Source organism: Brevundimonas sp. (assembly GCF_041911375.1).
GTDB lineage: Bacteria > Pseudomonadota > Alphaproteobacteria > Caulobacterales > Caulobacteraceae > Brevundimonas.
The window spans coordinates 25,984-46,336 of sequence record NZ_JAYRPA010000079.1 but is presented as its reverse complement, the minus strand read 5'-3'; the positions used below and the strand labels follow the sequence as shown (position 1 = coordinate 46,336).

Sequence of the window (20,353 nt, the reverse complement as noted above, 5' to 3'; positions counted from 1 at the left end):
CTCGCGCGCCAGCAGGCCGGCGACGATCGGCGCGGCGAAGGAGGAGCCGCGCACCGCGGTCCAGCTTCCCGCCTGGCCGGCGGCGGCCATGTCGGCGCCGGGCGCCGCGAAGTCCACCTGATCGCCCCGACCGGCCTCGGGCAGGACCCGGTTCCGGCCGTTGACGGCGGTGACCCCCACCACGCCTTCATAGGCGGCCGGAAACAGGGGCGGAGCCGCGGGGCCGTCGTTGCCGACCGAGGCGACCACGGTCGTCCCCCGCGCCCGCGCCCGCGCGACCGCCCGCTCGACCAGGGCGTTGCGGGGGCCGACCAGGCTGACGTTCACCACCGCGACCCGCTCCTGAACCATCCAGGCGAGGGCCTGCGCCAAGGCGGTCGAGGATCCGCCCGCCGCGTCGCCGCCATAGATGTCCGCCACCAGCAGGGCCGCTCCGGCATATCCGCCCGCGAACGCTCCGCTGCGCCCGACCATCAGGGAGGCGACGGCCAGCCCATGCGCGCCCATGCGCGCAGGCCCGGCGAACCCGCGCTGGGTGATCGCCGAGCCTGTGAGGGCTGGATGGGTCGCCTCCACCCCCGTGTCGATAAGGCCCAGCCGGGCTCCGGACCCCCCCGCCCCCGGGGGCGGGGCCCCGCCGAACGCCGTCTCTCCGGCCTCTCCCGCAGGGGCGTGGACATGGTTGAAGGCGATTTCGGCATGGGGATCCATCCGCCTCAGCCGTTCGACGGCGCGGGCCAGCGACATTCGCCGGGGCGGGGCCAGGATCAGGGTCGTCAGGTCCAGCGCCTCCAGCCTTTCCTCGCGCACGACGGAAAACCCCGCCGCCAGCGCTTCGGCCCGCGCGCGGCCGGACAGCTCGATCGCGACGATCTCGCCCGAGACGACGGGCCATCCCTGCGGGTCGGGCTCCAGCCGACCGCCCGAGCGGCGGATCAGTCCGGTCAGACGCGACGGCGCCTGAAGCGCGCGGTCCAGCGTCTGTCCCGCCAGCCGCCCGACCTCGCCCGTCCCGGGCAGTCGGTCGGTCACGCCGGAGGGAAGGCCGGGGAGGGTCGGCGTCTGGATCGGCCCGATCTGCGCCCAGGCCGGCGCGGCGGCCGCCAGCACGGCCGCTCCGATCAGACCTGTCAGGCGTTTCAGCGCGGTCACGTCCGTCTCCTCCGATCCGCCCTTGCCTCGGGCGGCGTTCCGTTCTCGATATGGCATGGATGAAACGTCTGGGCCCGGTCGTTTCATCCCAAATGGACGAGGAACGCGCTTGGACGATTTTCAGACGGGGCTGGTGGAGCTTCTTCCGCGCCTTCGCCGCTTTGCACGGGTTCTGCGGTCCCGCGATGCGGACGCGCAAGACCTGGTCCAGCAGACGGTCGAGCGGGCGCTGGCCTCTCGCGCGAAATTCCAGGCCGGGACGCGGCTCGACAGCTGGGCCTTCACGATCATGAGACGGATCGCCATAGACGAGGGCCGCTCGGCCCAGCGCTGGGGCAAGCTTGTCTCGCCCGAGGACGACGGCGCCGCCCGCGTGCCCGACGCCGCCCAGGCGGACGAGGCCCTGCGCGCCGACGCCCTGGCCGTGCGCGACGCGATCCACGCCCTGCCCGACGACCAGAAGCACGCCTTGGCCCTGGTCCTGGTGGAGGGCCTGTCCTACGCCGAGGCGGCCAAGGTGCTGGGCGTGCCCGCCGGCACCCTGACCAGCCGCCTTGTGCGCGGCCGCCAGTCCCTGATGCAGACGCTCGCCGCCCAAGGAGTGACGGCATGACCGCCTTTGACGACGAAACCCTGATGCGCTGGTGCGACGGCGAACTCTCGCCCGAGGAAACCGCCCGGCTCGAGGCGACCGCCCTGGCCGATCCCGATCTGGCCGTGCGGATGCAGGCGCTGCGGCGGCTGCAGACGGCGACGCGCGCGGCCTTCCCGGCGACCGTGGACGCCCGCGACGCCGGCCTGGCCCGGTTGATCTCGGCCGAGCCGGTCGCCGGACCCTCGCCGCTCGCCAGGCTCGGCCGGACGCTTGCGGATGTCCTTGCGCCACGACGGGCCGTCGTCTGGGCCGGTCTGGCGACGGCGGCCTTCATCGGCGGCGTGCTGATCGGGCCGATGCTGGGCGATGGGCGCGACGGCCTGCGCGTGTCGCCCGATGGCGTTCTGGCGGACGCCGGTCTGGTCCGGGTTCTGGACAGCCGGCTGGCCGCCGAGGGACCGGACGGCGACGGCCGGGCCGTGGGCTTGACCTTCCAGGACGGCGAGCGCCGCTGGTGCCGAACGTTCCAGGCCCGTGAGGACGGCATGGCCGGCCTCGCCTGCCGCCAGGGCGACGGCTGGGCCGTGCGGGTGCTGGCGCCGCTGGGCGCGGCCGGCGGCGAGGTGCGGACCGCGAGTTCGGACACGCCCGAGCCCGTCCTGGCCGCCGTGGACGCCGCGATCGTCGGGCAGACGGCGGACGCCGCAGCCGAAGCGCGCGCCCGCGACGCCGACTGGCGCTTCTGAGACCTCGCCGCGCGACCCTCTCCCCTGGCGCGAAGCGACCTAGCCTGGGGGCCAGCTGTCGTCTTGCCTTGCAGGCCGAGGCGCCGGCGCCATCTGCCGGCGGTCCGATGCGAGGGGCCGGATCGATGACCGCCGCTGGCGCGCCGCCTCAACGGCTGACGGTCAGCGGTTCTGAAGCGGCCCGCGTCGCGGCGATCCGGTCGTTGGCGATCAGGGTGGCGACGCCGGTCAGGGCGCTGGCGACGGGAACGATCAGCAGGCCCAGGCCCACGGTGTTGCCCAGGCCGTTGGCCGCCGCCGCGTCGCTGACGGCGCCGACGATGACGGGCCCCAGCGCCGGTCCGACGAGGCCGGAGCCGATCAACATCAGACTGGTCGCCAGGGCCTGTTTGCCGGGCCCCGCCACCAGATGCGCCGCCCCGAAGGCCCAGGGCAGCAGCAGGGCGAAGGAGAACATCGTCGGCACGAACAGGACGATCGACATCCAGCCGGTCGGCGCGAACAGGGCCGCGGCGGTCGTGCCGGCCGAGATCAGGAACAGCCAGCCCGGCAAGCCGATGATGCGTCCCCGCCCCGAGCGCACGGCCCGGTCGAACCCTCGACCGCCCAGCAAGGCGCCGACCACGCCCAGCCCGCCCTGCAGCAGGCCGAACGTCAGTCCAACCTCGCTGGCCGTGAAGCCGTGGGTGCGGATCAAAAACGGGGAGGAGAAGACGTAGAAGGGCGCCGAGGCGAAGCCGATCGTCACGGCCGCCACGAACAGCCAGCGGAAGCCCGGCGCGGCCATCAGGCGCAGGGCCTCGCGGACGAAGGGCGTGCGGTCGGCCTCGGTCCGTGGACGGGGCGGCGTCGGACGGATCGCCAGCAGGGCCATCAGAAAGGCCAATCCGCCCAGCGCGCCCGCCCCGACCAGCGCCGTGCGCCAGCCGACGCTGTCCGCCATCGCCCCGCCGGCGGCGAAGCCGACCATGGTGCCCAGCGGAATGCCCATGGAAAAGAGGCCCAGGGCCAGGCCGCGCCGCTCGGGCCGGACCTGGCGGGCGATCAAGGCGTGCCCCGCCGGCATCCCGCCCGCCTCGCCGAACGCCACGCCGAAACGGGTCAGGGCCAGGACGACGAAGCTGGCCGCCAGCCCGCCGAGCGCCGTCATCACGCTCCACACCAGCAGACACCCCAGCAGCACCAGCCGGGGCGACCCCCGGTCCGCCATGCGCGCCAAGGGCAGCGACAGCAGCGTGTAGCAGACCGCGAAGGCCGCCCCGGTCAGCAGGCCGATCTGGGTGTCGCTCAGCCCCAGGTCGGTCTTGATCGCCTCGGCCAGGATGAAGGGCAGGATGCGGTCGATCTGGCTGATGGCGCTGATCAGCAGAAGCGCCGCCAGCAGCCCCCAGAGCCGCCATCCGCCGGCATAGGCGGCGGACCCGGAATCGACGGCGGTCATCGGCCGGCCTCGAACTGCACGCCGGTCAGGGCCTCGGATGTTTCCCAAAGGCGGCGGCAGGCGGCCTCGTCGAGCGCCGGCGCCGGAATGCGGGCCTCGGCGGGAAAGCCGCTCAGCTCGGCCCGACCGTCCGGGCCGTAGTAGACGCCTCCCTGGGCTTCCGGCGCCGTCGCCGCGAACAGGCTCGGCAGGGCGCCCTGGGGAACGGGCTGGAACAGGAACCACAGCATGGCGCGCATGGCCCGTCGCAGGCCGCTGGCGCCGCCCGGCGTGTTGTAGAGCAGACCCGTTCGGGAAATGCCGGGATGGACCGGGATGCTGGTCAGGCCCCAGCCCTCGGCCTGGCTGCGTCGCTGAAGCTCCAGCCCGAACATCAGGCACGCCAGCTTGGATTGGGCATAGGCGGCCATGGGGCGATAGGCGCCCTGCTGCAGGTCCGCGAAATCGATCTTGCCGCCGCGCGCCGCGATGCTGGACAGGGTCACCACGCGCGCCTGTTCCGCATTCACCAGCAGCGGCAACAAGAGGCCGGTCAGGGCGAAGTGGGCCAGGTGGTTGGTGCCGAACTGAAGCTCGAAACCGTCTGCCGTCTCCATGCGGCGCGGCGGCGTCATGACGCCCGCATTGTTGACCAGCAGATCCAGCACGTCGGTCTGCGCCCGCAATCGGGCGGCCAGGGCCGAGACCGAGGCCAGGCTGCCCAGGTCGACCGGCTCGAAGCGCAGCACGGCGTTCGGGATTTCCGCCCGGATCCGGGCGACGGCCTCGGCCCCGGTCTCCGGATTGCGGCTGGCGACAATGACCTGCGCTCCGGCGCGAGCCAGTTCGCGGGCGGTTTCGAAGCCCAGCCCGGCCGAGCCGGTCACAAGCGCGGTCTTGCCGGTCTGCGGGGGGATGTCTGCGGCGGTCCATCGGGTCATGGCGGGGCTCCGGGTCGGGGGCGTTGAGGGCCTCAGGGTGAGCGATGCATCGCAAAAGCGAATGTCGGATGCGCCGCGTTTCTTGCCCAAAACTCCAGGCCGCCTTGTGGGGCCGCGCTCAAGGGCGTAGCCCTTGCGGTCATGGAACGGAGGTTTCGATGACCAGCCGACTGACCGACGCCATCGCCGGAATCCTCGACCGGCAGGGGATAGAGAACGGCGGCGTCGAGACACCGGTGCCCGGGTTGCGGCTGATCCGGACCTATGGCGTCGTGCCGCCCCGGCACATGACCTATCGCCCGTCGCTGTGCCTGATCGCCCAGGCGGCCAAACGGGTGATGGTCGGCGACAGCACGCTCACCTACGGCCACATGCAGTCGCTGGTGATCACGGTCGAAGTCCCGGTGCTCAGCGAGATCATCGAGGCCACGCCGGAAAAGCCGTTCATCGGCGCGACCCTGGCGCTGAATCCCGACATCATCCTTGATGTGGTCACCCGCATGGACAAGGCCGCGCGGCCCGGCGGCCCGGCGGGCCTGGGGCTGGTGGTCGAAGAGGTGGACGAGCGGATCGCCGCCGCCATGATCCGCCTGATCGAACTGGTCGAACAGCCCGAGGCGATCGAGATCCTGTACCCCGGCGTGATGCGCGAGATCGCCTATTGGCTGATGACCGGACGGGCCGCCGCCAATGTCGCGCGCATGGTCCTTCCGGAAGGTCCGCCGCAGCGTATCGCCGTGGCCATCCACCACCTGCGCGACCATTTCGACGCGCCGCTCAGCGTCGGCGACCTGGCCAGCCTGGCGGGCATGAGCCCCTCGGCCTTCCACCAGCACTTCAAGGCCCTGACCTCGATGTCGCCGCTGCAGTACCAGAAACACCTGCGCCTGCTGGACGCCCGTCGGCGCATGCTGACCGAGGGCGAACGCGCCGGCTCGGCGGCCTTTTCGGTCGGCTACGAGAGCGTGTCCCAGTTCAGCCGCGAGTACGCCCGCATGTTCGGCGATCCCCCGCACCGCGAGACGAAGCGCGCCAGAGCGAATCTGTCCGGCGGCCTTTCTGGTTCTGTCGCCCTCGCCGAGCCCACCTGATCCGCGAGACCGTGTCATGGAACGCGTCCAGCACAGAAGTTTGGTTTTCGCGCGCGTGATCGCCGCCTGCGGGGTCTCGATGGCGGCCTATGTCGTGGCGGCCCTGTGCGTGGGCTGGCTTGTCTCGCTGCTTCTCGGTCCCATGGGCTACGCCTGGCCGCGTTTCGCCATCGAGGCGGCCCTGTCCACCTGCCTTGGAATGGTCGCCAGTTGGCGACTGACGAATGCTCTGTTTCCCCGGCGATCAGGCAGGGCGATCTTCGCCACATTCGCCGGAGTGGTCCTGCTCGTGGTGCTCATGGGGCGGAACAGTTCGGTGAACTGGCTGCATACGGCGCAGGCCCTGCTTCTGGTCGGCCTGGCCTACGGCCTGTTCTGGCCGCACCGGCGACGAACGGCCTGAACGCTCGCGCCGGTCCGCGACCCGGCGTTCAGGGAACGGTCCGAGCGCGAACGTCGCACCAGCCCGGAACTTCGGCGGCGGCGTCGAAGGCCGACACGATCCGGACGAAACACTCGGGCGCCGCAAAGGGCAGCATGTGCGCCCCGGACACCACCGTGGCGAACGTCACCTCCCCGGCCTCGGCGAGTTTCGCGGCGTGGGCGACCGCCCCTTCGTAGGGCGTATTGGGATCAAGCGTACCGTGGATCACCAGGGTGCGCGGCGCCGCGTCCGGGCTTCGGCCGTAATAGCCATCCCGATCGTAGAGCGGCGCCGATACGTCCACCAGCAGGCCCGGCAGCGGGCTGGTGAAGAGGGCGCCGCGGGCTTCGCGCTCGACATCCTCCGCGGTCAGGTCGCGCCGCCCGTTGTTCTCGGACGCATTCATCAGAACGACCAGCGGAAGAGCCGGGGAGGACTGCGGGTATCGGCCAAACGGTTCACGTTCCGCGTCCAATCCCGCCCGGACCGCCAGAAGCGGTGCGTTGTCGCCGTGGCTCAGGGCGGAGATGACCGCCGGGATCTGGTCGCGCAAAGCGGGGAAGTTCAGCAGCGCGGCCAAAAACCGTCGGAGGTCGCCGCCCGGCGCTGCGTCCGCCCACAGCGCACGCCGATCCGGGTCGGCGAGCAGGGCCTCATAGGCCTGGATTTCGTCCACGCTCAAAAGGCTCCGGCCGACCTTGTCCACGATCGCCGTCCGATGGCTCAGATCCAGCTCGGCAGAAGCCTCCAGGGGGACAAGCCCGTCGAGAACGACGGCGTCGAGCGCCACCGGCGCGGTCTGGAGCATCCGCAGGACGAGCTGCGTCCCGTAAGAAACTCCATAGACCGAGACGGACCCCTCGGTGCGATAGCGAGTGATCAGCGCCGCCAGATCATGCGAGGCGTTGGTGACCGTGAACGCTTGGGTTCGATCGCGGTCGGCGTACATGCCGCCGATGCACGACCCCCACTCGGCGCCCGCCAGGGCGCGGCCGCCTGGACTGCCTTCATCCTCTTCGGCGGGGCAGAGCCGGGTGGAATAGCCGGTGCCGCGATGGTCCGGAATCATCAGATCGCGGCCCGGAAACGCGGCGCGGAACACATCCAGAAAGGGGTAGAACGACGCACCGCTTTCTCCCGGACCGCCGGCGACCAGCCAGACCTGACCGGTCGTCACCCCGCGGGTCGACGGGAACTTTCGGATGAAGAGCTCCACGGCGCGCGTGTCCGGATCGTTCGGCCGGAGCGGCGCACGATGGGTGGCGCAGAGACTTCCCGCCAAGCCAGGCAGGGCGGCGTCCGCGCAAGGCGAGAACTCGTCCCCCGCGATCGCGACGCCGCAAGCCATCACAGCGATCAGACAACCAAGGGCCAGCCGGGCGCCGGCGCTACAGATGGTCTTCGACATGTTCGATCCCCGCGGCACGACCCTCATGCCGTGACGGCAGAGCCTTCGGGCGAGGACGGCGGATGCGGCGCGCCGCATTAAATTCTCGCAATGAGATCAGCCTGTTCGCCAGCGCGCCGACCGCCTGGAGGCGCTGCTTGACGGCGTCGCGGCCGAGGCCCCGGCGCATCGACTTCCTGCGCGGCCTGCGCGGCGCAGACGGCCGACCTCGGCTGGGGCCCGCGGCTGGTCGTCGAGCTGACGGACACGCCCCCCGGCGCGCCCGCGATGCGCGTGGCCGAGCTGGTGGCCCAGCTCCGGCCGGTCGCGCGCGGGGTCCACCTGCGCGTCCCCGCCGGCGAGTCCGACGTCCGCCGCTGGGAGACGACCGGCGTCGCCGGCCTGATCGTCAAGCCCGACGGGCCGGTCGCGGAGCCGGCCGTCCTGGCCCGGCTGAACGCGGTGGTGGCCGCCGCCGAGCGGATGCGCGCCCCCAGCAGCCTCTACGGCGTCACCCGCACCAGCCTGGCCCTCGCCGCCTGGGCCGCCGGCGTGACCCAGCTGTCGGGCGACTGCATCGGCGACCGCTTCGGCGACGACATCCTCGCCCGCCGCTTCCGGCTGGACGACCTCTACGCGGCGCGCCGACCCTGACGACGGTCGGGAGAACAGGCTCTCTTGGATCGGCAGGCCGTCAATCAGAAGCGTGGTTGCTCACCGCCAAGGAGAGGTCTTGGCATAGGCCTTTCTCCAACGATCTCGCGCCCGCTTCACGGGCGGCAGGACATGGCCCGCCAAGGTAAAGCCAGCGCAAACCGCCAGCAGGATTGTGTAGTGGGCGGCATCCTCAATGCCCGTGAGGAAGCTGGCGAGCAGTAGGGCGAGAAAGGGGATCGCCGGAAGGTTCATGACGATGATGTCCCTGAACCGGTCAACCTTCGTGCCCGGATAGAGACGGTGGCTGTCGTCGGTCGCCATCGCGAACCCGATGAAGGCAGTGATCGCCACGAAGGCGGCCACGACCACAATGATCAACAAAAGGTCTGATGCGGCCATTGACGCACCTCCTGCGACACACACGCCACCGTGCAGATTGTGCTCGAGGCTGTCCAGCCTGAACAGCTATTGCACAGGATACCGGAGCCGGAGCAGCCGAAGTCGCGCAGCCTTCACTGGCGGCGCCAGAGCCAGAAGAGCCGTCACCAGACCGGCGACGACAATCAGGCCAATGGCGGCGATGAAGCCGCCTTTCACCAGCCACGCGATCAGAACGGCTACGGCCATCGGCATAGCCGCCGTCAGAGCGAGGATTGTTCGGTCACGCCAGGCGGGTGAGATCACACGGCGAGCATCAGGCCGAACCCCTTAAGCGACCGTAAGCACTGCACGGCGTCGAAGCGGCGTCTCGCGTATCGCCATGGGACCTCTATCGGCTCTGACAGAGCCGCCGTATCGGTTTCCCGCAAGGGTCGCTCACGTCGGCGATGACCAGCTTCGACTCTCGAAACGCCTCGGATCAACTTTCGATGGCGGCCTGCTGTAGCAAACGCGCGTCTTCGACCGCTGTGGCGCGGCTTACGCTTGCAGTGTCTTGGGAAGGAATGGTGGCCGCGGCATCCTGTGAAGATTGTCGGACGCTCTGCAACCCACCTGGCTGTCGACCACCCCGTGCTGTTCGAAGTACCGCCGCGAGACGTGGCCAGCCTGGCTTTGTTCGACCAGCCTGATCCGGGGTCGGGACAACTGCTGTTCTACGGAGCCTTGCGATCGACCCGTGTTCATTTCGAACCGGAACGCCGCTTCGAGTTTCCGGCCTTCGGCATCCTGCTGAAGCGTCCGCCGGGCGCGAACCGGGCTCTCTGATTACCGTGCGCAACGCGCATGGGATCAAGATGACCGTCCTCATCCGACCCATTGCGGACCTTGCGTCCCGAATATAGGTCTGGTTCTCAATGGCGATTTACAATCAATCGAAGATTCCGGTCGTGATGACTGGCTTCTCAGTTCTGGCGATGTGCTGGGCACTAAATCTTTCGATCATGAGTTCAACATCGCCGATTTTGGGCTGGCTCGTTCCTGCCTTGTGGGTAGTTTCATTGGCCCTTGGAGGTATCTTCGGACCAAAGTCTGCTTACAAAGGTAAGATCCCGTCTCGTATAAATGTTGGTCTATCTTCCGGTATCGCCGTCATTACCGCAGGGGTATTGATCATCATCTGGCCTCTGTCATTCCGGGTTCTGGAAATAACTGTGCCCATTCCAGTAGCGTTTATCTCGGCAGGTGTTGGAAGCGGAATAATCGGGGCGGGCGTAGCGTGGCGTTTCCATTTGGATTCTAGGTTACATCGGACGTCCGGTGGGTCGTGATCATCCCCTAGGCTCAGGACCCATTGATGTGATGGGCGCGATCTGATTCAGGCTCCTGAGGAGTCTGGATTATGAGTGACCTGTATTGGCTGACGGACGAGCAGATGGCTCGGCTGGAACCCTATTTTCCCAAGAGCCACGGCAAAGCCGAGGGTGGATGATCGCCGGGTGCTGAGCGGGATCATCTTCGTCAACCGCAACGGGCTGCGCTGGCGCGATGCGCCGGCGGCTTACGGTCCTCACAAGACCCTCTACAATCGCTGGAAGCGATGGAGTGAGGCGGGCGTCTTCATCCGGATGATGGAGGGCCTGTCCGGGGCTCAGACCGAACGCCGCACGGTCATGATCGACGCGACCTATCTGAAGGCGCACCGCACGGCTTCGAGCCTGCGGGTAAAAAAGGGGGCCTCGGGCGACCGATTGGGCGCACGAAAGGCGGGATGAACACCAAGCTTCACGCCGTGACAGATGCCAACGGACGCCCCATCAGCCTGTTCATGACGGCGGGTCAGGTCAGCGACTACACCGGCGCCGCCGCTCTTCTGGACAGCCTTCCCCGGGCGCAGTGGCTGCTCGGCGATCGAGGCTATGACGCCGATTGGTTCAGGGACGCCTTGCAGGCCAGAGGCATCACGCCCTGCATCCCAGGCCGCAAAACCCGCACCGAACCCATCCGCTACGACAAGCGACGGTACAAGCGGCGAAACCGGATCGAAATCATGTTTGGACGCCTGAAAGACTGGCGCCGCGTCGCCACCCGCTACGATCGCTGTCCGACCGTCTTCCTGTCCGCCATAGCCCTCGCCGCTACCGTCCTGTTCTGGCTATGAGTCCTGAGCCTAGCGCGCGCGGCCGTATTCCGAGACCGGACCGAGGCGTCTGAACCGGGAGAAAAGCCAGTTCCCAAGGATGCGGATAAACCGACCTAGTCGAAAGCGCTGACCCGACCGCGCACATCAGCCCGCCGATCGGCGTGTCAGGCCGCTCGCGCGGACACGACGGCCTCCACCACGTGGGCCCGGTAGAGCATCGACAACAGGTCGGTCTGGGTGATCACGCCGACGAGCCGATCGTCCTGATCCACGACGAGAACTTCATGGGCGGCCCCGCTCGACAGCAGGGGGAGGAGCGTTTCGACCGGATCCTCGGGCCGGACCGTGTGGGCGACGGGATCGAGGACGTCGCCGACAGGGCCGTGCGCACCGGCCAGCAACTCCGCGCGGCGCGCCATTCCGCGGACACGGCCGCTTGCGTCGATGACCGGGGCGGTTCTGAGGTCGTGGCGCTGCAGCCGCGCCAGCGCGGTTTCCGCGCCCTCATCGATCCGGAGAGCGATCACGTCGCGCGACATGATCTGGCCGCAGGCGATCACGGCGTGGAGCCGGCGATGGGCCTGAAGCTCCACCTCGCGAAACAGGGCGTCGAGGTCGTCGCGTCCGACGTCGAGCAGTTCGCCGTAGCGCGCCAGGGCGCCGTCAAGGTCGGCGGGCGTATAGCCGAATCTCTCGGCCGGCGGGCGGTCGCGCGTGCCGTGGGGTCTGGCCGCGCCCGCGACCCGGTGCGGATAGGCGTGGCCGCTGACGCGTCCGTAGAGGACGCCTGCCAGAACCAGCAGGACGGAGCAGAGGCCCACAGGAATGAGCGCGTAGTCGTAGCCCGGCGGATTGGGCGACGAGGCGGCGATCGCCGCGCCGAGGGCCATGGCGCCGCCCGGCGGATGCAGGCAGTTGCACACGGCCATGACGGCGATGGCGAGCCCGACGGCCGCGCTCGCGGCGAGCAGGGGCTCCGAAAACGCGCTGCCGCAGGCCACTCCGGCCAGGGCGGCCAGGACGTTGCCGCCGATCACCGCCCGCGGCTGGGCGAGCGGGCTGGCGGGCACGGCGAAGACCAGCACGGCCGAGGCGCCGATCGGCGTGGCCAGCAAGGGATCGAAGGATAGGCGCCCGTCGATCAGGCTGCGGGCGAGCACGCCGCATAGTGCGATCCCGAGAGCCCCGCCCGCGGCGCCGCGCAGCGTTCCCTTGGGAGGGAAGGGGGCCCCTCCGGCCAAATGCGTCCGGAGGACATCAAGCATTCGCCGCTCATGCCCGAGAGGGGCGCCTGACACAAAGCCTTTAGACTAGGAGGTGCTGGTAGAAATTCTCAGAACAAGATGGCCTGGACGTTCGCCGTTCGGGCGCGCCGGCTCGCGGACGCCGCCTCCGCCGGAATGCCGGCGGAGGCTTCATCCAAGCTGGGTCGCGGTCAGGCCGCGGTCTTCCAGGTGGGTTCCAGGGCGATGTGGGGCGGGCAGGGCGCCACCGCCTGGACCGGCAGGCCGCCGAGCTCGTTGGCGTAGCTGTGGTTGACGTCGCGGTGGTGGGCTTCGTCGGCCCGGACGACCAGCACCACGTCGCGCAGGGTGGCGTCCTCCGGCAGGCCCCAGTAGGCCTTGGCGATCGCGGGGGCGGGCACGTTCGGGCTGCGGCCCTCGTCGATCTCGGCCAGGTAGTGGGTGTAGCTGATCACCGCCTCTTCCTCGAAATAGCCGACCACGCGGTGTGCTGTCTTGGAGGAGACGAGGTAAAGCCCGAAGAAGAACAGGTAGAAGACCCACTGGACGGCGACGATGACAAACCGCTCGAACAGGGTCGGCTTGGCCACCTCGATGAAGGTCATCAGGTGCATGCGCTCGTTTTCGGCCTCGTCCATCAGCGTCTTGATCCACCCCTTGTCGTCGCACATGCGGCGCAGGCAGCTGAGGTGGTTGATGGTGGCGCCGACCATCCCGGGCACGGCCGCGACCGTCTCCAGAACGACGGCGCGGTGGCCGTAGCGCTTGGCGAAGAAGGTGTCGGCGCACCAGCGCAGCAGCTTGGTGAAGCCGAAGGCGACGCGGTCCGACAGCCCCTTGGGCTGGTGGTGGATGGAGAGATCGACGAGGGGGGCGCTCATGGCCTGTATCCTTGGGATGTCCGCCGGTCCATCCGGCGTCTAGCGATGACGGCGGTGTAGAACCACTCCCTGCATCCCGGTATTTGGGTCTTGACCCTAGGGGGAATTGCGGAGGCGCGGAGCGGTGGCCGGAAAGGGTAGGGAAGGATCGATGCGCGTCTTCCGATCGCCGATCACCTCGCCGTCGGCCCTGATCCGACCGCACTCGCCGTGGATCGCTGCGGGGGCGGCGCTGCTCGTCGCCGGCCTGGCGGCCCTGGTGCGGCTGCAACTGCCGGACCCGTTGGACGCGCAGGCGTCCTTCCTGATCTTCGTGCCGGCCGTCGTGGTCGGCGCGGCGCTCGGGGGCGCCGGGCCAGGCGTCTTCGCGACGCTGCTGGGGCTGTTCGGCGGTCTGGCACTGGCGCGGACCACCGAGCCGTCCTGGCTGGAGACCCTGCTGTTCCTCATCGTCGCCGCCGCCGTAACGCTGGGCGGAGAGTGGTTTCAGCGCGCGCACCGCGAGCTTTCGGGCCGCGAGACCCATCTGCGCCTGATCCTCAACACTGTGCCGGAGGCCATGATCCTGATCGACGACAAGGGGGTCATGCGGGCCTTCAGCCCCGCGGCGGAACGTCTGTTCGGCTGGACGGCGGACGAGGCGGTCGGCCGGAACGTCAGCGTCCTGATGCCGTCGCCCCACCGCGAGGCGCACGACGGCTATCTGGAGCGGTACTATCGCACCGGTGAGCGGCGGATCATCGGCCTGGGCCGGGTGGTCGTGGGCGAGCGCCGGGACGGCTCGACCTTTCCGATGGAGCTGGCTGTCGGCGAGATGCGCACCGCCGAAGGACGCTTCTTCACCGGATTCGTTCGCGACCTGACCGAGCGGCAGCAGGCGGAGGCGCGCCTGCAGGAGCTCCAGGCCGACCTGGTGCGCGTCTCGCGCCTGACCGCGCTTGGCGAAATGGCGTCGGCCCTGGCGCACGAACTGAACCAGCCGCTGACGGCCATCGCCAACTATCTGAAGGGCTCGCGGCGTCTGCTGGCGGCCGAGACGGTCCCGCTGGAGCGGGTGGCGGACGCCGTCGATCGCGCCGCTGAGCAGGCCCTGCGCGCCGGCGTCATCATCCGCCGTCTGCGTGATTTCGTTGCGCGGGGAGAGACCGAGCGGCGCATCGAGGACCTGCCCAAGCTGGTGGAGGAGGCCAGCGCCCTGGCGCTGGTCGGCGCGCGCGAGCACGGCGTCCGCGTTCGCTTCGATGTCGATCCCGCCGCCGACCGGGTGGTCGCCGACAAGGTTCAGGTGCAGCAGGTGCTACTGAACCTGATCCGCAACGCCGTCGATGTGATGGAGGATGCGCCGGTCAGGGACCTCGGGATCACGGTCGCCACGATCGACGACGAGCATGTGCGCATCACGGTCTCCGACACCGGGGCGGGGATTTTACCTGAGGTGGCGGACCAGCTGTTCCAGCCGTTCGTGACGACCAAGCGCACCGGCATGGGCGTCGGCCTGTCGATCTCGCGCACGATCATCGAGGCCCACGGCGGCCGAATCTGGTTTGAAGCCAACGACGCGGGCGGGACCGATTTCCACTTCACCCTGCAGCGCGCCCACCTTGAAGAGGAGCCGGTCGATGGCGAATGAAACCGTCGTCCATGTGATCGATGACGACGCCGCCGTGCGAGACTCGATCGCCTTCCTGCTGGAGACCGCCGATCTGACGGTCCGCACCCATGAGTCCGCTGTCGCCTTTCTCGCCGCGTCCGATCGATCGCCCGGCTGCATCGTCACCGACGTTCGCATGCCCGAGATGACCGGCATCGAACTGGCGCGGCGCTTGCGTGACGGCGGATCACGCGAGCCGGTGATCATCATCACCGGTCATGCCGACGTGCCTCTGGCGATCGAGGCGATGCACGCCGGGGTAGCCGATTTCATCGAGAAGCCGTTCGACGACGACCTGCTGCTGGCGGCGATCCGGCGCGTCGTCGATAAGGCCGGCGAAGCGGCGTCGGCAGAGGCCGAGCGCCGGGAGATCGCCGCCCGCTTCGACAGCCTGTCCGGCCGGGAGCGGGATGTGCTGAAGGGGCTCGTCGAGGGGCACGCCAACAAGGTCATCGCCTACGACCTCGACATCAGCCCGCGCACCGTCGAGGTCTATCGCGCCAACCTGATGTCGAAAATGCAGGCGGGGAGCCTGTCGGAATTGGTGCGGATGGTCCTAACCCTGCAGCCCATTCATGAATGATGGCCAAGCAATTCTAGATGTCGCGTTTTCGGACTTGGGGCAGTTTCCGCTTCTGGCGCACCCGCGACTCTATTCCTCTATCTGAATTCCGCGGCGCGACCCTGATGTGCCGCGGCGATGATCGGGCCGGAGTTCCTTTCGGACCTGCGGCACCGGCCGTTCGGATGATGGCTTCAGAACAGACCTTCTAGATCCTTCGGGGTGGCACCGTGGGCCGTCTCGGCGGGGCGAACGATGCTGGCGTTTGCGGAAGGGCCTGAATCACCATCGGTCGGAGAAGAGGTCGCCTTGTCGATCGCTGACGGTCTGTCCTCGTGCCTAGCGCTCTGCATACGAAGCTGCGATCTCCGCTCCGGCCCCGCTTCCGGATCCGATGGAACATGAGACGTGTCCGCCGCTGACGCATCGGAGCTCGCGGTGGTCGATGGGTCGGCGTCGGCCGACTCGGTTGACGGAACGGCGGTGTTTGCACCGGCACCCAAGACGGAACCCACGGCTCCGACGCCGATGATAACGGCCAGGCCGATGAAGACGAGCGAGATGACGCCGCTCACCGTCGAGGATCTGATCGGCACGACGACGTCATCTGCGACGGAAGGCTCAGGGGTTGCTCGCGTCTGTGACGCCGATCGGAAGGGTTGTCTTTAGCTTGTGAGACAGGGTGTCGTCGATGACCTCGCGCGCCGCCAGGACCGTGTAAGTTTCCTGGATTACGTCATCCACGTCGATTCCCGTGCTCCGCTTTCGGCTCAGCCATGATCGGAGCGCTGGTTCATGCGGCAGGACGCTCCTCATGAACCAGCGCGTTTTCGCCTCGTCGAAGGTGAACATCTCGAGCCCGGGCGATTGAAGCCGTGAGCGTCGTCTAGCGGCCGTTTCCAACCGGGCCATCATGGTTCTGTGACGGAAATATCTCCGCAGCCGGCCCGCCTAGGCGCTTCGGCTTTGCATTCCGCCTCATCCTTTTTCTAACGGAACATCCCATCCGACCCTTTGCGGACCCTGCGGTGAAAGCTAACCACATCGGAATGCAATGACTGGTGAAGGCCGCGCTAACGGCCCTCGTCCGACCTCACTGAACGCGAACCGCTGCAAACCCGCCCTGGCGTAGGAAGTCCTGAACGCTATGGTCTCCTGCTAGATGCAGCGCGCCCACGGCGACAAATGTCGTGCCTGAGCCATCCAGCATCTGGGCGATCTGACCCGCCCAGCGACGGTTTCTCTCAACGATCACGGTCTGATAAACTGCAGAACTGCGCGTCCTCATCGGGTCGAGCGTAACGTCGGCGATCCTGTCGACATCGCCGCGGCCCCAGGCGTCCGCCAGTTGCGCCAGTTCGGTGGGCGCCTGGTCAAACGTGTCGAGGGTGTTGCGAAGGAAGGCAAGCTGGCCGTCTTCAGGGAAGCCCGAGAGCATTCGGATTTGGTCCTCGGGAGTCTCCAGCCCCTTGAGCGGCAACCCTGCACGCTTGGCGTCCGCGCGGAGAAGGACGTCCACGCCGGAAGCCGCATCGAACCCGCCCCGCGCCGGAATGGCGGCCGACAGCATCACGCCGGCGAGCCAAGGCCTGAGGGTGTCCATCTGAGCCCCCGACGCGCCGAGCGCGCTGGCGGCGGAGTCAAAGCGCTTAAACTCATCAGGGCTCAGCAGGGTGGAGAGAGGTCGCTCGGGCGATCTGCCGTACTGCTGGATCAGCGGAACGACCGCGGCCTGGTCTTCGGGGTCGGCGACCTCGAGCACCAGCGACTGAGACGCCGCCAGCGCCGCCGCTACTTCGTCAGTCCGCCAGTTGGTGTCCGGTCGCATGAAATGGATTGTGCCGAACAGGTAAACGGTCGAATCCGCGTCACTCAGCACCCACAGTGCCGGGCGGGGCGATGACGGCGTCTGGGCCGTCGCCGCGCTCGACAGGAGTGCGCTCAGAGCGAGCGCCGCGCCGACAAGGGCGCGACGGAGGAAGGTTGGCTGGATCATGGGATGATCTCCGGGCATGAGGGATCGATCACGCGGATCAGTCCGCGCGTGAGATCGAGGAGGGGAAAAGTTAGGTCAGTCGATCGTGGGCGCGATCAGGCGGACAGGCCTGTGGTCACTGGCTGGCGACGCGTTGTAGGACCCGCTCGGCGCTTCAGGCGACCGCCTTGCGTCTCAGCGACAGGCAGTAGCCGATGGTCATGACCAGGCCAGCGACCACCACCGCGCAACCGGCCGTGAAGGCTAGGTCAAGCGGCGCGAACGCCCAGAGCCCGGCGTAGATCAAGCCGCTCAGAACCATGGACCAGCCTCCGACGCGTTGGACCTGGCGCGCCTTTGCCGCCGGCACGAAGGTCTTGGGCATTCTGTTGCCATACCAGACAAGCATCAGCCCGGTGGCCCCCATGACCAGGCGGGTCACGGCATCGCCGTCGATGAGGCCCATCGATCGAGCTGAGGTGGCGGCGAGCGCCACGGCGATCAGCCCTCCGGCCACCATCAGGCTCTTGATCAGATCCTTGTTCATTTCGCTGTGTCCTTGGCGGCCGGAGTCCCGACACTCGGCTCGAAAGAGTTGACGAAGCCCAGCAGCGCGTCTTCCAGCACCGAGAGCTTCAGATGATAGATGACGGCCTTGCCGGCCTTCTCCGTGTGAACCAGGTCAGCCTCTTTCAGCACCGCGAAGTGCGCCGACATGGTCGGCTTCGACACGTCGAACTGATCGCTGATCGCACCGGCGCTCAGCGGGCCTGCACGCAGCATCTGCAGGACGCGGCGACGCGTGGGATCCGAAAGGGCTTTGAAGACCGAACTCATGATGTGAGTATTAGCTAATCGTCTAATCGTAGTCAACACGAGAATGGTCAGTTGGTCCGAAGCCGAGGATCATCAGCTTACCGCCAACCATGATCTAGGAGCCGTCTGAACGTTCGCTAGCCACCCATTGGCGACAATGACCGGGTCCGCTTCCGGGCCCGGTCGTGTGTCACAGATCAATCTGTTCTGACATCTCCAGAGCATCGTCCACCTCGATACCGAGGTACCTGACGGTGCTCTCCAGCTTTCTGTGCCCGAGCAGCAGCTGACAGGCGCGGAGGTTGCCTGTCTTTTTGTAGACGAGCGACACCTTCGTGCGCCTGAGGCTGTGGGTCCCGTAGCCCTGCGGTTCGAGGTCGATCATCCGAACCCAACGATCAACGAGCCGGGCGTATTGTCGAGTGCCGACGTGGTGACCGGGCCGGCTCCGGCTCGGGAATAGCCAGTCATCGTCGCGCTGGCCGCGAATATTCAGCCACGCGGGGATAGCGTCGCGCGCAGGCTCCGTTATCTCGAAAGGTACGGGCCGTCCGGTCTTCTGCTGAATGACGATTGATCGCTGGCGAAGCGCACCACCGGGCGCGACGTCGCTGACACGGAGTCGAACGAGATCACAGGCTCGAAGCTTGGAATCCAAAGCGCAATTAAACATCGCAAGATCGCGCACTCTTTTCGCAACCTTCAACTGCTGTCGAATGGCCCAGATGTGCTTCGGCTTCAGTGGGGGCTTTGGGCCGATCAGACGGCCGGCGTTCCATGGGCGCTTGGGTTGGATGAAAAGGTCAGACTGGCGCATGGCCAAACTCCACTAAGGTCGCCTCCCTGTCCTCTCCATGCTACGCTTTCAGGATTTCTTTAGCGCCCCAGCCGGACTTTGACCGCAACGCCGATATTGGACCGCCGGGATCGTCCGCCACGTGCGCCACAAACCTCAGAGGATGTTCAACGGTAGGGCTCGCAGGCTAGACCATCGCCATCCCCGTCCATTTGAGATCGGTAGCTTGGCTCCCATGAAGCGATGTTCTCGTGTTTATTGGCCCGTGCCTGGGCGCACCCTGAGTATTGCTGATCCGTGGTGCGCTTGCTCCATTCTCGACGCATCTGCGCCTTTCCGGGAGCGTCCGGCGAGAGAACGTATGTCGCTCCAACATAGGCTATGGCGAACGTCCCCACCCCGGCCAACCACAACGGCGTCGGCTTCGGATTGGAACGCTTCGACCTTCTGTGTGGGTACCGCGCCATTCAGCCACCATGGTGCATCCAGGTTTCTAGAACGTCGCTCAGAACGGTGAACGGCGCCTCCGCGCCAGGAGCGGACGTTGGCACGCCTACGGATTCGAGCCATTCAGCCAAGCCGGCCGAGGTCAGATGGAGAACGCCTCGCAGGCATGGAGCCGAGGCCGCAGAGCAGCCAGCACAACTTGATGGGGGTTGGCCGCTCAGCGGTGTTGGGAAACCGCTCGCCACTGGAACGCGACATGCTACAGGGGCTCTAAGCAGCCTTACCTCTCGCGCATCCCAAATCTGGCTAATCGGCTCCCGCATTTAGAAGACGACAGCCGGGCGGCCACGATCCCCGCTTAGTTCCGGATCTCACCGCTTTGGTCGGTTAGTTTGTACGCGAGAACCTGTGCGTCCTCGATTTTCGGCAGCCCGTCGAGCAATTCCGGGGTTCTGGCGACGAGCGCACGCCCAACCTTCCCCGCGAGATGGGCGAGCCGTCCCGCATCACTCGGGAAGGTGTCGAAAATGGCGAAGTCGTCGTGGCCGAAGCGAACAGCATACCACGTGGTCGTGTCCCGCTCCTCCATAACGGCCGCCAGGCCGTCTCGCAGGAAGGCCTCGACATCGGCCTCCTTGCCGGGCTTCGCGCGCAATCGCACGAACAGCGCCTTGTTCACAGGTGAGCGGGTTTCAGCATCGGCCATCACGGTCTCCTTTCGAGCTCTTGGGCGTCATGGCAACGCTCCGCGGCGGTATTGGCTGCGTCCATACCGAACCGAGGTCCGCGTCGCACCGGCGGTAGATGACTATCCGCCCGACTTTTTTTCCGCGTTCCGCTGGTCCCCGGGGTGGAGCAAGGCCTCGGCCCCTCCGCTGCGGTTCGGTTGCATGGCGCCAACTCTCCGGGTTCGAGCTCGGTTTGAAGGATCGGGAATTGTGGCTTGAGGCGGCGCGACGGCGGCCGGTACATCACCAAAGACAGGCCAGCGTCGTTAGGACCTGCCGGCTCGGCAGCAGACGTCGCCGATGGCCGGCTTGAGTCACG

The 20,353-nt window shown here is 67.6% G+C and carries 23 protein-coding genes and 1 pseudogene; 10 read left to right on the top strand and 14 right to left on the bottom strand.

Annotation, left to right across the window (positions count from 1 at the left end):
• Positions 1-1,152 (bottom strand): S8 family serine peptidase (locus ACE3PU_RS13645; RefSeq protein ID WP_374390647.1); only part of this gene is annotated, 1,152 nt, incomplete at its 3' end.
• Positions 1,153-1,261: 109 nt separating this feature from the next.
• Here ACE3PU_RS13645 and ACE3PU_RS13640 point away from each other — a divergent pair.
• Positions 1,262-1,765: an RNA polymerase sigma factor gene (locus ACE3PU_RS13640; protein WP_374390646.1), complete on the top strand. Its 504-nt coding sequence runs from the start codon at positions 1,262-1,264 to the stop codon at positions 1,763-1,765.
• On the top strand, positions 1,762-2,493 hold the full coding sequence (locus ACE3PU_RS13635) for an anti-sigma factor (RefSeq protein ID WP_374390645.1): 732 nt from the start codon (positions 1,762-1,764) through the stop codon (positions 2,491-2,493). Before ACE3PU_RS13640 ends, ACE3PU_RS13635 begins: the two co-directional genes overlap by 4 nt.
• A gap of 148 nt (positions 2,494-2,641) precedes the next feature.
• Here ACE3PU_RS13635 and ACE3PU_RS13630 read toward each other — a convergent pair whose 3' ends face one another.
• Together ACE3PU_RS13630 and ACE3PU_RS13625 are read right to left on the bottom strand one after the other, a co-directional pair.
• Positions 2,642-3,934: an MFS transporter gene (locus ACE3PU_RS13630; RefSeq protein WP_374390644.1), complete on the bottom strand. Its 1,293-nt coding sequence runs from the start codon at positions 3,932-3,934 to the stop codon at positions 2,642-2,644.
• Positions 3,931-4,854 (bottom strand): SDR family oxidoreductase, encoded by a 924-nt coding sequence (locus tag ACE3PU_RS13625; RefSeq protein WP_374390643.1) that lies wholly within the window; start codon positions 4,852-4,854, stop codon positions 3,931-3,933. The genes ACE3PU_RS13630 and ACE3PU_RS13625 overlap by 4 nt, the downstream gene beginning before the upstream one ends.
• Positions 4,855-5,012: 158 nt before the next feature.
• Between ACE3PU_RS13625 and ACE3PU_RS13620 the strand changes: the two genes are divergently transcribed.
• Positions 5,013-5,945: an AraC family transcriptional regulator N-terminal domain-containing protein gene (locus ACE3PU_RS13620; RefSeq protein ID WP_374390642.1), complete on the top strand. Its 933-nt coding sequence runs from the start codon at positions 5,013-5,015 to the stop codon at positions 5,943-5,945.
• 16 nt (positions 5,946-5,961) lie between these two features.
• The gene (locus ACE3PU_RS13615; protein WP_374390641.1) at positions 5,962-6,348 is read left to right on the top strand and encodes a hypothetical protein; all 387 of its coding nucleotides are present in this window, start codon (positions 5,962-5,964) and stop codon (positions 6,346-6,348) included.
• Positions 6,349-6,376: 28 nt separating this feature from the next.
• Here ACE3PU_RS13615 and ACE3PU_RS13610 read toward each other — a convergent pair whose 3' ends face one another.
• Complete coding sequence (locus ACE3PU_RS13610; protein WP_374390640.1) at positions 6,377-7,777, bottom strand: alpha/beta fold hydrolase; 1,401 nt, start codon at positions 7,775-7,777, stop codon at positions 6,377-6,379.
• A gap of 267 nt (positions 7,778-8,044) precedes the next feature.
• On the opposite strand from ACE3PU_RS13610, the gene ACE3PU_RS13605 reads away from it, so the two are divergent.
• Entirely contained in the window at positions 8,045-8,410 is a 366-nt protein-coding gene (locus ACE3PU_RS13605) for a hypothetical protein (protein WP_374390639.1), read from the top strand.
• A 60-nt stretch (positions 8,411-8,470) separates the two neighbouring features.
• Here the strand turns inward: ACE3PU_RS13605 and ACE3PU_RS13600 are convergent, their stop codons facing one another.
• Positions 8,471-8,812 carry a hypothetical protein gene (locus ACE3PU_RS13600; protein WP_374390638.1) on the bottom strand — a complete coding sequence of 114 codons (342 nt, stop codon included), beginning with the start codon at positions 8,810-8,812 and terminating at the stop codon, positions 8,471-8,473.
• Positions 8,813-8,842: 30 nt separating this feature from the next.
• Here ACE3PU_RS13600 and ACE3PU_RS13595 point away from each other — a divergent pair, with 30 nt between their 5' ends.
• The 3 genes and pseudogenes from ACE3PU_RS13595 (at position 8,843) to ACE3PU_RS13585 (ending at position 10,952) form a co-directional block, all read left to right on the top strand.
• On the top strand, positions 8,843-9,091 hold the full coding sequence (locus ACE3PU_RS13595; protein WP_374390637.1) for a hypothetical protein: 249 nt from the start codon (positions 8,843-8,845) through the stop codon (positions 9,089-9,091).
• A gap of 333 nt (positions 9,092-9,424) precedes the next feature.
• Positions 9,425-9,619, top strand: coding sequence for a hypothetical protein (locus tag ACE3PU_RS13590; protein ID WP_374390636.1), 195 nt, complete (start codon positions 9,425-9,427; stop codon positions 9,617-9,619).
• 574 nt (positions 9,620-10,193) lie between these two features.
• Positions 10,194-10,952: pseudogene (locus ACE3PU_RS13585) on the top strand (IS5 family transposase).
• A 146-nt stretch (positions 10,953-11,098) separates the two neighbouring features.
• Here the strand turns inward: ACE3PU_RS13585 and ACE3PU_RS13580 are convergent.
• Positions 11,099-12,049 (bottom strand): HPP family protein, encoded by a 951-nt coding sequence (locus ACE3PU_RS13580; protein WP_374390635.1) that lies wholly within the window; start codon positions 12,047-12,049, stop codon positions 11,099-11,101.
• A gap of 320 nt (positions 12,050-12,369) precedes the next feature.
• On the bottom strand, positions 12,370-13,059 hold the full coding sequence (locus tag ACE3PU_RS13575) for an alternative oxidase (protein ID WP_374390634.1): 690 nt from the start codon (positions 13,057-13,059) through the stop codon (positions 12,370-12,372).
• A gap of 151 nt (positions 13,060-13,210) precedes the next feature.
• Between ACE3PU_RS13575 and ACE3PU_RS13570 the strand changes: the two genes are divergently transcribed.
• Together ACE3PU_RS13570 and fixJ are read left to right on the top strand one after the other, a co-directional pair.
• The gene (locus tag ACE3PU_RS13570) at positions 13,211-14,689 is read left to right on the top strand and encodes a sensor histidine kinase (RefSeq protein ID WP_374390633.1); all 1,479 of its coding nucleotides are present in this window, start codon (positions 13,211-13,213) and stop codon (positions 14,687-14,689) included.
• Entirely contained in the window at positions 14,679-15,293 is a 615-nt protein-coding gene (gene fixJ / locus ACE3PU_RS13565; protein WP_374390632.1) for a response regulator FixJ, read from the top strand. Before ACE3PU_RS13570 ends, fixJ begins: the two co-directional genes overlap by 11 nt.
• A 600-nt stretch (positions 15,294-15,893) precedes the next feature.
• Here the strand turns inward: fixJ and ACE3PU_RS13560 are convergent.
• The 7 genes from ACE3PU_RS13560 to ACE3PU_RS13530 form a co-directional block, all read right to left on the bottom strand.
• Positions 15,894-16,124: a hypothetical protein gene (locus ACE3PU_RS13560; protein WP_374390631.1), complete on the bottom strand. Its 231-nt coding sequence runs from the start codon at positions 16,122-16,124 to the stop codon at positions 15,894-15,896.
• Positions 16,125-16,365: 241 nt separating this feature from the next.
• Positions 16,366-17,268 carry a TraB/GumN family protein gene (locus ACE3PU_RS13555; protein ID WP_374390630.1) on the bottom strand — a complete coding sequence of 301 codons (903 nt, stop codon included), beginning with the start codon at positions 17,266-17,268 and terminating at the stop codon, positions 16,366-16,368.
• A gap of 154 nt (positions 17,269-17,422) precedes the next feature.
• Positions 17,423-17,794, bottom strand: coding sequence for an ammonium transporter (locus ACE3PU_RS13550; protein WP_343829404.1), 372 nt, complete (start codon positions 17,792-17,794; stop codon positions 17,423-17,425).
• Positions 17,791-18,084 carry an autorepressor SdpR family transcription factor gene (locus ACE3PU_RS13545; protein WP_343829403.1) on the bottom strand — a complete coding sequence of 98 codons (294 nt, stop codon included), beginning with the start codon at positions 18,082-18,084 and terminating at the stop codon, positions 17,791-17,793. The genes ACE3PU_RS13550 and ACE3PU_RS13545 overlap by 4 nt, the downstream gene beginning before the upstream one ends.
• Positions 18,085-18,253: 169 nt before the next feature.
• A complete protein-coding gene (locus ACE3PU_RS13540; protein ID WP_374390629.1) occupies positions 18,254-18,880 on the bottom strand; it encodes a site-specific integrase in 627 nt (208 codons plus the stop codon).
• A gap of 146 nt (positions 18,881-19,026) precedes the next feature.
• Positions 19,027-19,185: an excalibur calcium-binding domain-containing protein gene (locus ACE3PU_RS13535; RefSeq protein ID WP_374390628.1), complete on the bottom strand. Its 159-nt coding sequence runs from the start codon at positions 19,183-19,185 to the stop codon at positions 19,027-19,029.
• A gap of 479 nt (positions 19,186-19,664) precedes the next feature.
• Positions 19,665-20,012 (bottom strand): putative quinol monooxygenase, encoded by a 348-nt coding sequence (locus tag ACE3PU_RS13530; RefSeq protein WP_288760351.1) that lies wholly within the window; start codon positions 20,010-20,012, stop codon positions 19,665-19,667.
• Positions 20,013-20,353 lie beyond the last annotated feature (341 nt).